Below are 12,408 nucleotides of genomic sequence, written 5' to 3'. Positions count from 1 at the left end.
AACGACTTCATAAATGCAAATTCCGATGAAAATTATTTTCAAACCCAAACATCCTCATGGTGTCAGCAAGCGGCCTGCCGAAGAGAAAATCGAGCATTTCCGGATCCACTCCGCCCCGATCTATAATTAAATGCCTGAAGTGCATATCATAGTTAATAATTTCAATAAGCCCTTTCATAGAGTCGGTTTTTTTATCGCTCTTATCACGGTTTATAAAATTTTGTATTATTTCATAAGAGCATCGGCGCTGATGCTCTTCAACCAGATCCCACAACCCGGCAACCCCGGATATTAAATCTTTTCTGACAAGACGGTTTTTGGAATATATACGTTCAATCTCTTCCGTATCCCAGCATTTCAAGACCCTGCATTCTAAAGCTCTGTGTTCATATATTTTACAAATATTATCTTCCGGGTTAAAAAATCTACATACCAGGGTATTGTTTTGTCCCTTGATTTTAATTATATCCGTATCAGCAGGTTGTATTGATCTCCTGATATTATCGTTTGCGGGCTCCCCTTTCCTGATTGTAAAAAGGTGCTTTAAAGGTATTATGCCGCCTTCGACCAACTCCCTATCTTCCATATGTAAAGAAGGTCCGCCTTTTTTACAGCATGTACCGCAACGCCTGCACTTGTCAATTTCCGAATTTTCACTTATTATTTTTGTCATCAAACCACCTGCTGTTTCAAACAGCACCCGTTACTAAAAGCTCTGTCAAGAATAAAGACCCGGCCACTTTTTGCCCTTAGTCGATCCTCGGCAAACAGCTTTATACATTCAGAATAAAGCTCCCATTCAAGTTCCAGGCCCTTTTTTTTAATCGAATCGAGAGTGTCATTCCCTGTAATCCGGAAAGCTCGCTGCCCGATAATAGGCCCGGAGTCTTCGCCGTAGTCAATAAAATGCACCGTACACCCTCCTACTTTGCATCCGTACCTGAACGTGTCTCCATATCCGTCCACCCCCGGAAAAGCAGGCAGCAGAGCCGGATGGATATTCATTATTCGAGGTTTTTCGGGTTCAATATTAATCCGGTCAATAAAATAGGGTGTCAGATTTCTCATAAAACCTGCAAGTATAAGCAGATCAAAAGAATAGCGCTTCATATTTTCTATAAGTTTCGCTTCCGCTGCAGCTCTTGTGGCCAAAAAAAACTCGATAATTTGAGGGTCATCATCTGAAAATATATTCTGCTTTGCCATAATTTCATCCTGATCGAAATCTGCGGGGAGATGAAATTTTTCCGGGTTATTCTTATAATCCTTGATAATTGATCTGTAATCTACAACAAAGGTTGGGATATTATGTTTTTTTCCTCTTTCAAGCCCGTATGCATCCGGATTATCGGAACCGATAAATACAACACTGCCGTTTATAGCGCCTGATTCACACGAATCAATAATTGCCTGAAGATTTGTTCCGCCTCCTGATACAAGCGCTCCTATGCTGATTTTTTTATTCATATATTCGGCCTCCCCAAAAAGGACAGGGCAACCGCATTTGGAAAACCGTAACAAAGCGGAATGGATGGAATTATTTTGGAACGTGTGCTGTTTGAGTATGTTAGAGCTTGTTAAGAAAAAACAGGTTTATTATCAGCATTTTTTAATTTTACATATATTGCAATACCTTTAACCTGGTTTAAATTTTTGCCTCTGTTTTTTCTTTACAAACTTTTATATACGAGTTCACACGATCCAAAATAATTTTATCCATGCAGCGGTATTATGGCACAATCCAGCTAAATGCAGTTCCCCTGCCAAAAAAAATAAATTCTGTTTTACATTTTATATAAACCGGATATACTACAAAGTTAAGCCTTTTTTCAATATGATAATATGGCTCAAGGAGTTATGAGATGAACTCACTGGTACTGGCAGGGCTTGTCATGGGCGGTTATTTATTGGCTTACCATACTTATGGCAAATTCCTGGCGCGAAAAATTTTCAACATTAATCCTGATGCTGTATGTCCCAGCACCGCATTCCAGGATAACTTTGACTTTGTACCCACCAAAAAAGAAATCCTGTTCGGGCACCACTTTACATCAATTGCCGGCCTGGGGCCTATTGTAGGCCCTGCCATCGCAATAATCTGGGGATGGGTTCCGGCTGTTATCTGGATTTTCTTCGGAGCCATATTTTTCGGTGCTGTGCATGACTTTGGCGCGCTTATAATCTCACTAAGGGCAAAGGGAAGATCCATAGGAGATATTACAGGTGATGTTATCAACGCGAGATCACGAATTCTTTTCCTGCTGATCATATTCTTTGCTATTTTGATAGTAATAGCCGTTTTCGGACTGATTATGGCGATACTTTTTACCATGTACCCGGTTGCAGTGATACCGGTCTGGTTTGAAATAATTATAGCTGTTTGCCTCGGGCATATTGTCTATAAAAAAGGGATCGATATATTCTGGCCAAGTATAATTGCCGTTATCATCATGTATTTAACTGTAATCGCAGGCGTATATTGCCCTGTTAATCTAAAAGCCATCTTCGGCATAAGCGCTGAATCCGAACTGATCGCATGGATTATCATTGTTCTTCTGTTCAGCTCCTGGCTTGCCTCAAGCCTGCCGGTGCAGACTCTTATGCAGCCAAGAGATTTCATTAATTCACATCAGCTCTTGATTGCAATGGCTTTACTCTGTTTGGGTATATTAATAGCTCATCCTTCTGTAGTAGCTCCGGCTACCAACTTTTCTGTTAAAGGTGCGCCGCCGATTCTACCGTTTATCTTTGTTATAATTGCTTGCGGCGCTATTTCCGGATTTCACTCTCTTGTAAGTTCAGGCACAACATCCAAACAGTGTGCCAGTGAAGCTGATGCCCAGTTCATAGGATATGGCAGCTTGCTTATGGAAGGAACTTTGGCCACCCTTGTAATTATTGCAATCTCAGCAGGCATCGGCCTTGGGCTGCCCGGAAGCGGCGGGGAAATGTTAATCGGGAAGGCGGCTTTCATACATCACTATTCAAGCTGGGAAGCTGCAAGCGGACTCGGGTCAAAACTCGGAGCTTTTATTTACGGTTCCGGCAACATAATTCAAGCCTGCGGCATACCACACGACATAGCTATTGCAATTATGAGTGTTTTTGTTGTCTCATTTGCTTCCACTACCATAGATACGGCAACCCGTATACAGAGGTATGTAGTTGTTGAACTGGCATGCTCGTATAATTTTAAATTTCTGGCAAAACGTCAGGTCGGGACTGCTTTTGCCGTAATTACAGCCGGTTTGCTGGCTTTTTATGACGGAACAGGCAAGGGCGCTCTAAAACTTTGGCCTCTTTTCGGTTCCGTAAATCAGCTCCTGGCATCTCTTTCTTTGATGATAATAACCATTTATCTGGCTAAACAAAGGATCAGGGCTGTTTATACATTCCTCCCAATGATATTTATGATTGTTATTACGTGCTGGGCTCTGACTCTTAATTTAAATAATTTTTTTCTTACCGGAAACTGGCTCCTTTTTTTTATAGGAATTTTTATTTTTGCCCTCCAGGTCTGGCTGATTATTGAAGGTTTGATTATATGGAAAAGAATAAAAAGCTTACAATAATCACAACCCATATTAATGCAGATTATGATGCTATGGCATCTATGCTTGCCGCCCAAAAACTCTACCCGGGTTCTCTTTTGGTCTTTCCAAGGTTTAATGAAAAAAATCTCAGAAATTTTTTTATCCAGTCCATGGGATATCTTTTTAACATGGCGGATATAAAAAGCATTGATGTTGACCGGATAGAACGTCTGGTCCTTGTGGATACGAGACAGCCCGGCAGGATCGGTGATTTGGCCGTGATTGCTGAAAAAAAAGAGGTGCAAATACATATATATGATCATCATCCTCCCATGCCGAATGATATTAAGGGCGATTACGAGGTTCTGGAGTTAACAGGCTCCGCTGTGGCCATACTCACGGAAATAATAAAAAATAAAGGAATAGACATATCAGCGGATGAAGCCACGGTAATGTCCCTGGGAATATATGAGGATACAGGTTCTTTTACATATTCATCGACAACTGAAAAAGATTTTTTGGCCGCTGCTTTCCTTATATCCAGGGGAGCAAATCTGAATATTGTATCACAAATGATAGCAAGGGAGATAAACTCCGAGCAGGTAGGATTGCTCAACGATCTGATACAGGCCGCATTGCATAATGATATTAACGGCATCGATATCGTTATCTCGTCTGTTATAACAGATACGTATATACCTGATATTGCCTTTCTGGTTCAAAAAATGATGAATATGGAAAGGCTGGATGTGATTATTGCAATCGTTCAAATGGAAAATAAAATATACGTTGTGGCAAGAAGCAGACTGTCGGAAGTAGATGTGGGTTCTATCCTGGCTCTAATTGGCGGAGGAGGCCATGCTTATGCGGCTGCCGCAACTATTCGCGACAAAACCATATCACAGATTGAACACCAGTTGTTTGAACTTCTGTACAAAAATGTAAAGCCGCTAATGATGGCAAAAAATATTATGTCATCGCCTCCTATTACCATTGATGCGGATATCTCCTGTCAGGATGCCAACGATCTGCTTACCCGTTATAATGTAAACGCTCTCCTGGTTACAAAAGGCAGCCCTATAAAAACCCGCCTGAATAATCTTGTCGGTTTCATATCCCGCCAGGTTATTGAAAAAGCCTTGTTTCATAAGCTGGGACAAGCGCCGGTTGCGGATTATACTACAACTGAAATCGCCATTGTCGACTCTGATGCCGATCTGGCGAAAATTCAGGAAAAAATAATAGACAACAAGCAGCGGATTCTTCCTGTTGTTGACCATGATATAATCAAAGGAGTTATTACACGCACAAATCTTCTTGATATCCTGGTAAAAAATTCAATAAATAAAACCGATCAATTGCCTGGAAAAATTGATGTTAACGCAAGAACAAGAAATGTTGTTAAATTTATGCGGGAGAGACTTCCTGAACGTATCCTCGATATACTTGAGACCATAGGACGGGTAGTTGATAAAACAGGCTGCAAAGCCTTTGTCGTGGGAGGATTTGTACGAGATCTTTTTTTATATAAAAAAAATGAAGATATCGATATTGTTATAGAAGGTGACGGCATTGCATTTGCAAAACAATACTCAAAGTTAGTTGGTGGGCGTGTTCATTATTATAAAAAATTTGGCACTGCAATAATAACACACCCCGATGGTTTTAAGATAGATGTGGCGTCTGCAAGGCTTGAATACTATAAATTTCCGGCAGCTATGCCAACGGTTGAAATGAGTTCTATAAAGCTGGATCTCTTCCGGCGTGATTTTACAATCAATACGCTTACCATTCAACTTAGTCCCGACAAATTCGGAACATTGATAGATTTTTTTTCAGGTCAAAGGGATATTAAGGATAAAACTGTAAGAGTGCTTCATAATTTGAGCTTTGTAGAAGATCCGACTCGGGTCTTCCGTGCCATAAGATTTGAACAGCGTTACGGCTTTACCATAGGCAAGCTTACCTCCAACCTTATAGAGAATGCAGTTAAAATGGATATTTTTAAACGCCTCAGCGGCAAGAGAGTATTTTCGGAACTGCGGCAAATCCTTCAAGAAGACGATCCCAGGCCGGCAATAAAAAGGCTTGCCGAATATGACCTTTTAAAGGTAATCCATAAGACTATAAAATTGAATCAGGAAACCGTCGAGCTTTTAAACTCTATCAACAATGTATTATCCTGGTATGACCTCCTGTATCTTGAAGAATCATATATGCAATGGGCGGTCTATTTTCTGGCTTTAATCAGACGTTCGAATCAGTATGTATCAGATGAAATATGCAAAAAGCTTGAACTTCCGCCGGAATTAAATACTTTTTTATCCAAAAAACGCATATATGCTGAAAGTTCCCTTTCCCTTTTGGAAAAAAACAGGGTAATCTCAAACAGCATGCTGTATAATCAGCTTTCACCGTTGAGAACGGAACTGATACTCTATATGATGGCATCTGCAAGAGAGGAAAGGATCCAAAAGGCTATTTCCGGCTATTTTACCAAACTCAAGTATATCAAAATTTCGATAACGGGCAAAGATCTCATAAATATCGGTCTGAAACCGGGGCCCCTGTTCAAAAAGATACTTCAGGCTGTTTTTGATGCAAAATTAAACGGTATTGTCAAAACACGTAAAGAGGAACTTGAATTTTTAAGCAACTATGTTTCATAATCCCGATTTTAATCAGCTGGTTTTAAAAATTGCAGCGCTTCTTTTTGCCGTGACCATTCATGAAGTGGCTCATGGTTTTGTAGCGTACAGACTGGGTGACAACACCGCAAAACTCGCGGGCAGGCTCACATTGAACCCGATCAAACATCTGGATCTTTTCGGTTCCTGTATTCTCCCGTTAATTCTGGCTGTTTCCGGTTCTCCCTTTCTTTTTGGATATGCCAAACCTGTTCCGGTCAACTTTAACAAAATAGGTTATTTCAAAAAAGATATTATATATGTTGCTTCAGCAGGAGTTGCGGCAAATATCTGTTTAGCGGTATTCGCCGGAATATTCTTTCAAATCATGTCAAGCATACAACCATTATGGTATAATTTTTTTTTTGGATCTCTGCTGCTTGATCTCTATTATCTGCTCGCATACAGCGTTATGATCAACTCTGTCCTGGCGGTTTTCAACCTAATACCGATTCCCCCGCTGGACGGCAGCAGGATTCTCTCCGCATTGCTCCCTTCCGAAATGGAAATGTATTTTGCCAAAATTGAAAGATTCGGTATGCTGATCATATTGTTGCTGCTTATGACGGACGCATTTAACCGTTTTATATCTTTTTTTCTAATACCGTTAATTGACCTGCTGCTCGGCAGATAGAATTACAGCATAGCCCACTCCTGATTGTAATCCCCATTTCCCTGGCAATCCGTTTCATGCTACGGTCGAGGGTAATGGACTTCGAAGGTTATCAGCGCATTCTAAAAAATAGGCATCATAGGCGTATATGTTAAATTCTGTGGCGATTTTTAAGGCAGATCTCATATTTTTGATATTGTGATGTTATATAAATCATTATTCTTTCATGATTTTTATAACTTTTTCGTCTAAGCAAGAACGTAGAAAGGTATTCATCTGTTTCTGATCCCCAGTTTCGTAAAAAGTGAGCATCAATTGATTAAACTCTAGTTGTCTCTTCGCCGGAAGATTAATAGCAGGGTATCCGCAACTTAACAGAAGCCCATTCATGATAAAACGCCCCATACGTTTATTGACATCATAAAAAAATTGACATCTTGCCATTATAAGAAACAAATGGATGGCTCGATCATAAATGTCTGATATCTTGGATGCCTCATCCACCATTTTTTCAAACAACTCCGGCAACGAATCTGCCTGTGGCGGCATATAGCCTGTTCCCGCAATAGTAACCCCGCCGGATCTAAATTTTCCCCACTCCAAAGCTTCGTCCTTAGCAGCTATTAGATGAAGAGCACAGACTTTTTCAAGAGTGATCTCAAACTGATTTTTTTCTATTAACTCAAATAACGTCCGCCATGTATCAGCTTGATTCAGTGCTATTTGCTGGTCAGTTACTCTATGTCCGCCAACTGTAATTCCATCCAATAATGTTTGAATTTCCGGCAGGGTAAAATTAATCCCCTCCAAGTTCACTGCATCACATACAAATTCAGCTAATTGACGCTTAGCAAGCATTATTGCTTTTGCTTTGTTTGGTTTCATATTCCAACGAGTTTCTTTCATTATGCTCACCGACTATTTATATTACATAAGATTTCAAACACGCCAGAGGGACGTTCCTTGATATATTGATTGCTTAAACGTCCCATAACCTCCAGGATTTAATCGACATATCAATTTACCAGGGAATGTCCACCTAATCCCTCGTCCCCCTAATCCTCTGTGGATTGAGGATTCTTTTCCCTTATAAAATCAATTTTGCTTCTCGCATTCGCCTGATTAAGGCGGGGCGGTTAGAATAAGTTTGTTTTATATTTGCAAGTCGGTCTGTAAATTTTTCGAGTTCACCTTGATATTCAGCTAAATCACGAAGATTTTTTAAGTGGTCAATAGCATCTGCATAGGATGTAGCTTTTTTTTCTTCAATCAAACTCTCGATTTCATTCCAGACTATATTTTTCTTTGGAGCAAATTTTTCTAGCTCTCGTTGGCGCGCAAGTTTTGCTTCTTGTTGCTCCTCTTTTTCTTTGTTGTCTTGCCAAATTTTTGAAGACTCAATTAGAGCTGAGATTGTTCTTCTATTAATGTTTTCATGTTCTTGATGTTGCGACTCCTGATAGGCAAATTCCTGAAGACGCTTATTCAAAAGTGCCGATAGATTTTTTTCTCCTCGACTCAAGTGTATTAAATAATCATGTTGCTCGACTGAAGATAATTGTTCAATATAAGTCTCAAAATGAGATTTATCCTGAATCTCAGAACTATTCTGAGATGCAACTGCTATCATTGCTTGGTTGATTTCTAAATACCTGACAAAAGCTTGTTGCGCTGAAGATAAATTACCTAAGCCATCCGGTACTGGAGGCTCTAATGTGTCGGCCTCAATAATTTCTATTAAGTAGTGTCTGAACGAAAATATTTTTATTACTAAAAAACAACCACTTAGCTATTTAATGGTCAACGAAGTTTTCGCATAAAATTACTTTTTACTTCAGTTATGATATCAATCTTATTGATATCATAACTAATGTTCTTAATGTTTGAGCATTGCTTTCTTTTAACAGGTCATAAAAAAAAGTAAAACTTCGGTGGAAATATATGCGAAAAGTTATCGATATGCAAATAAAATTTGGAGAAACGGCTATTGCTAATATTCAGTTTGATCCACATTCACGGGATGAAATTCCAAAACTTCTTCGGGGCTTGCAATCTATCTGGTGTAACCGTGAAATCAGGGATCAGGTTTTTGATGCCTTAAAAGGAATTATTCCTGAAAACGTTAATCCAAAGAATGGGCGCAAGGGTATGGATTTATGGAAAATATTTGTGCTTGGGACATTAAGATTAAATTGCAATTGGGATTATGACAAACTTCTTGAAATGGCCAATAACCACGGCAAATTGCGTCAAATGCTTGGGCATGGAAAAATGAATGCAGATTACAAATATGCTTTACAAACATTAAAAGACAATATTTCCATGTTTACTCCATCAAATTTATTATAATTCAGTAAATAGTTAATAAAATCAAATATCATTTTCGAAAAGTGTAAACTACTTTTGGCCCTTAATGAAGGATGTCTAAATATTACTTGAAATGGTTGAGATATTAGGCGTCTTTCACTGAGGCGTAAAAGTAGTTAACACTTTTTCCCATGTTAAAACCGATATTTTCACCGCAGAGGACGCAGAAAGCGCAGAGGAACTGCTTAATTTTTTAATGTAATAATCTCAGCGCACTCTGCGTTCTCCGCGGTGAAATCCAGTTTTTTTATACAAAATAAATGTAAACTGAAACATGAAGGATGCCAGATATTATTTGGATTTTTGTCATAAATATAATTTTCAGAATTTAGACTCTGAAAATCTTCAAGGAACAGAACTCTCCCAATTCCTGAAGTACTGGTTTCAGAGCTTAAGGCACATATGGAAAAAGTAGCTCATTTGCACAAAACAGATCTTGCTTATAATTACAATGGTGCATTTATGTTTAATCGTTTGGAAAAAAAATATAAACATGCCGGCAAGGAATTTATCTGGCAATGATTTTTCCCTGCAAAAACCCTGACCTTTGTTCCAGAGACAAAAGAAAACAGGCGATATTACCTGCATGAATCTCACGTTCAAAAAGCTATTAAAAAAGCCGTGAGAAAAGCAAAATTAACCAAAAGGGCGACAGCACACACTTTTCGGCATAGTTATGCCGGCCATTTGCTGGAAGCCAATTTTGACATTCGCACTATTCAAAAGCTTTTGGGACATAGTGATATCCGGACAACCATGATTTATACCCACACAGTTAAATCCACGACCAAAAAAGAAGCGAAAAGCCCTCTTGATCTGTGGAGGACGTAGAGAACACTGAATAGTTAAACACATAATGCCTGCGCTGTCAGTTATGCAGCTCAGTGAGCCCTAACATCCCCCTATTACACAAAAACGGCGTGAATTATTGCAAATATCGATTAAGGATGTTATATTTTTCAAGATGGGTTTCAATAAAAATGTATTGTTATAAATAATGCGGAACTTTCCCAAGTAGGCGCACAGATTTAGGATACGTTGAATGGATCTTGTAATTATATTTACTATTCTTTTTTACTTGCTCAGCGCGGCCGGCTATGTTGGATATCTTTTTTTACAAAAGGATTATATGCAAAAATGTGGCTTTTTTTTTATCTCGGCAGGTTTTTTACTCAACTGTATAATTATCTGCATCGGTTATATAAAATCAGGCCATATCCCTGCGCAGAACCTTCGGGAAACTCTTTTTTTGGCAGGATGGGCTGCCTCGGGAATCTTTATTATATTGCATCACAAGTTTAATATTAAAATACTTGGTGTTTATGCCGCCCCCCTTATTGCATCTGTTGCCATTGCCGCATCTTTCATTCCGGGAGGCACTGGAGAGATAAAAAATATTTCCAACAATTTATGGCTGGTTTGCCATGTTATTATCATCCTTTGCGGCGATGCATTATTAGCAATGGCCTGCGGGACAGGTATTTTGTACCTCATACAGGAACATGCCATAAAAACAAAAAAAAGAGGCTTTTTTTTCAGGCGGCTTCCTTCCCTGGAGCTGCTCGACAGCGCAGGATATACTTGTATTGTATCAGGATTCACCCTCATTACCATCGGCCTTGTTACAGGACTTATATATGCAAAGTTGGTGTGGGGCAAATTTTGGAGCTGGGATCCCAAAGAAGTATGGTCGGTCATTACATGGCTTTTGTATGCGGCCTTACTGCATGAGCGCCTGGCAGCAGGATGGCGTGGACGAAAAGCGGCAATAATGGCAATTATAGGATTCGCTGCCGTTTTATTTACCTTTTTTGGGGTTAACTTTATTTTAGGCGGGCATCACGAAGAATTTACCAAGTGGTAAAAGGGCCGGGAGGCTCGATAAACTTCCAGCCTATTAGGAGCACTTTGCTTGAGTGAAATAGAAACAAATATACAAAAAACTGAAATTTTTTTAGCAGGATTAAACCATAAGACAGCCCCGGTAGAATTAAGAGAACGTATCGCATTCTCGCAAGAGGAGATTCTACATGCGCTTGAGGTTCTAAGCAATAAACCTGGTATCGGGGAAATAACTATTATTTCTACCTGTAACAGGGTCGAGACTTTAATTGTGGCGCACAATAAATCTGAAGCCATTGGCAATATCAAAAAATTTATATCGGAATTAAAGCAGATCCCGCTCGAATTATTTGATGAATCACTCTATGTGCATGAGGGAGATAAGGCGGTAAGGCATATTTTCAGGGTTGCCGCAAGTCTCGATTCCATGATGGTAGGCGAACCGCAGATACTCGGACAGGTCAAGGAGGCCTATTATACCTCCACCCAAAAAAAAACTTCCGGAGTTATATTGAACAGGCTTATGCACAGAGCCTTTTTTGTGGCAAAACGTATCCGTACCGAGACAGGCATCGGGGATAATGCCGTATCTATAAGCTATGCCGCCATTGAATTATGCAAAAAAATATTCGGCCGTCTAAACGGAAAAAAGACACTTCTTGTGGGCGCCGGAGAAATGGCGGAGCTAGCTGTGGAACATCTTATTCGCAACAAGGCCGGCGATATTATTGTGGCCAACAGAACTTTTGAAAAAGGTGTGGAGCTGGCCAATAGATTCAACGGTTATGCAGTAAAGCTTGATGAAATTACAGAATATTTAAAGTCTGCAGACATAATTATCAGTTCAACCGGGTCAAAAAATTTCATAATAACACGTGATCAGGTAAAAGCGGTTATGCGTACCAGGAAAAATCGCCCTCTCTTCTTTATCGATATTGCAGTGCCAAGAGACATTGAGCCGGAAATAAACCGCCTTAACAATGCATATGTCTATGATATTGATGACTTGCAGGGTGTTATAGATGAAAACATCGAAAATCGGAATAAAGAATCTGTGAAAGGCGAAAGGATCGTGGACGAGGCCGTCATAAACTTCCGCAAGTGGCGTGAAAGTCTTGAAGTAGTGCCTACTATTGTTGCATTGAGAAAAAAATTTGATTTGCTTGCCGAAGCTGAAGTAAAAAAAACCCTTAAATCATTAAACGGCCTCTCCTTGGATGAAAAAAATGCCATCCACACAATGACAAATTCCCTGATTAATAAAATTTTGCATGAGCCGACTCTTTTTTTAAAACGAAATGGATGCAAAGGTGATCATTCAATATATATTGATATAACAAAAAAACTATTTAATTTAGATTCCTAA

At 39.4% G+C, this 12,408-nt stretch carries 10 protein-coding genes and 1 pseudogene; 7 read left to right on the top strand and 4 right to left on the bottom strand.

Annotation, left to right across the window (positions count from 1 at the left end; translation table 11 throughout):
* Positions 1–7: 7 nt before the first annotated feature.
* Positions 8–673 carry a YkgJ family cysteine cluster protein gene (locus tag BuS5_RS06355; RefSeq protein WP_027352762.1) on the bottom strand — a complete coding sequence of 222 codons (666 nt, stop codon included), beginning with the start codon at positions 671–673 and terminating at the stop codon, positions 8–10.
* A complete protein-coding gene (gene purN, locus BuS5_RS06350) occupies positions 673–1,467 on the bottom strand; it encodes a phosphoribosylglycinamide formyltransferase (RefSeq protein ID WP_051374526.1) in 795 nt (264 codons plus the stop codon). Before purN ends, BuS5_RS06355 begins: the two co-directional genes overlap by 1 nt.
* A 395-nt stretch (positions 1,468–1,862) precedes the next feature.
* On the opposite strand from purN, the gene BuS5_RS06345 reads away from it, so the two are divergent.
* From BuS5_RS06345 to BuS5_RS06335, 3 genes are read left to right on the top strand one after another with little or no spacing between them, the layout of a single operon-like run.
* On the top strand, positions 1,863–3,572 hold the full coding sequence (locus BuS5_RS06345) for a carbon starvation CstA family protein (RefSeq protein WP_027352760.1): 1,710 nt from the start codon (positions 1,863–1,865) through the stop codon (positions 3,570–3,572).
* Positions 3,545–6,202, top strand: coding sequence for a CBS domain-containing protein (locus tag BuS5_RS06340; protein WP_027352759.1), 2,658 nt, complete (start codon positions 3,545–3,547; stop codon positions 6,200–6,202). The genes BuS5_RS06345 and BuS5_RS06340 overlap by 28 nt, the downstream gene beginning before the upstream one ends.
* Complete coding sequence (locus BuS5_RS06335; protein WP_027352758.1) at positions 6,192–6,854, top strand: site-2 protease family protein; 663 nt, start codon at positions 6,192–6,194, stop codon at positions 6,852–6,854. Before BuS5_RS06340 ends, BuS5_RS06335 begins: the two co-directional genes overlap by 11 nt.
* Before the next feature lie 195 nt (positions 6,855–7,049).
* On the opposite strand, the gene BuS5_RS06330 is transcribed toward BuS5_RS06335, so the two are convergent.
* Complete coding sequence (locus BuS5_RS06330; protein WP_035264125.1) at positions 7,050–7,739, bottom strand: Fic family protein; 690 nt, start codon at positions 7,737–7,739, stop codon at positions 7,050–7,052.
* A 181-nt stretch (positions 7,740–7,920) separates the two neighbouring features.
* Complete coding sequence (locus BuS5_RS06325) at positions 7,921–8,463, bottom strand: hypothetical protein (protein ID WP_027352756.1); 543 nt, start codon at positions 8,461–8,463, stop codon at positions 7,921–7,923.
* A 311-nt stretch (positions 8,464–8,774) separates the two neighbouring features.
* On the opposite strand from BuS5_RS06325, the pseudogene BuS5_RS06320 reads away from it, so the two are divergent.
* The 4 genes and pseudogenes from BuS5_RS06320 to hemA all read left to right on the top strand — a co-directional run.
* Positions 8,775–9,176, top strand: a pseudogene (locus BuS5_RS06320) (ISNCY family transposase); the annotation flags it as partial.
* A gap of 564 nt (positions 9,177–9,740) precedes the next feature.
* Entirely contained in the window at positions 9,741–10,031 is a 291-nt protein-coding gene (locus BuS5_RS20415; RefSeq protein WP_369707394.1) for a tyrosine-type recombinase/integrase, read from the top strand.
* Positions 10,032–10,242: 211 nt separating this feature from the next.
* On the top strand, positions 10,243–11,064 hold the full coding sequence (ccsB, locus tag BuS5_RS06310; RefSeq protein WP_027352755.1) for a c-type cytochrome biogenesis protein CcsB: 822 nt from the start codon (positions 10,243–10,245) through the stop codon (positions 11,062–11,064).
* A gap of 48 nt (positions 11,065–11,112) precedes the next feature.
* Positions 11,113–12,408: a glutamyl-tRNA reductase gene (hemA, locus tag BuS5_RS06305; protein ID WP_157487292.1), complete on the top strand. Its 1,296-nt coding sequence runs from the start codon at positions 11,113–11,115 to the stop codon at positions 12,406–12,408.

The sequence above is a fragment of the Desulfosarcina sp. BuS5 genome, from assembly GCF_028752835.1.
GTDB lineage: Bacteria > Desulfobacterota > Desulfobacteria > Desulfobacterales > BuS5 > BuS5.
Note: the sequence above shows the minus strand (reverse complement) of the source record. Positions and strands in the feature narration are given on the sequence as shown.

What these genes read in the sequence shown, in the direction of transcription:
- BuS5_RS06355 (WP_027352762.1), bottom strand. Translation starts at nt 673, where the DNA reads ATGACAAAAATAATAAGTGAAAATTCGGAAATTGACAAGTGCAGGCGT.
- purN (WP_051374526.1), bottom strand. Translation starts at nt 1,467, where the DNA reads ATGAATAAAAAAATCAGCATAGGAGCGCTTGTATCAGGAGGCGGAACA.
- BuS5_RS06345 (WP_027352760.1), top strand. Translation starts at nt 1,863, where the DNA reads ATGAACTCACTGGTACTGGCAGGGCTTGTCATGGGCGGTTATTTATTG.
- BuS5_RS06340 (WP_027352759.1), top strand. Translation starts at nt 3,545, where the DNA reads ATGGAAAAGAATAAAAAGCTTACAATAATCACAACCCATATTAATGCA.
- BuS5_RS06335 (WP_027352758.1), top strand. Translation starts at nt 6,192, where the DNA reads ATGTTTCATAATCCCGATTTTAATCAGCTGGTTTTAAAAATTGCAGCG.
- BuS5_RS06330 (WP_035264125.1), bottom strand. Translation starts at nt 7,739, where the DNA reads ATGAAAGAAACTCGTTGGAATATGAAACCAAACAAAGCAAAAGCAATA.
- BuS5_RS06325 (WP_027352756.1), bottom strand. Translation starts at nt 8,463, where the DNA reads ATGATAGCAGTTGCATCTCAGAATAGTTCTGAGATTCAGGATAAATCT.
- ccsB (WP_027352755.1), top strand. Translation starts at nt 10,243, where the DNA reads ATGGATCTTGTAATTATATTTACTATTCTTTTTTACTTGCTCAGCGCG.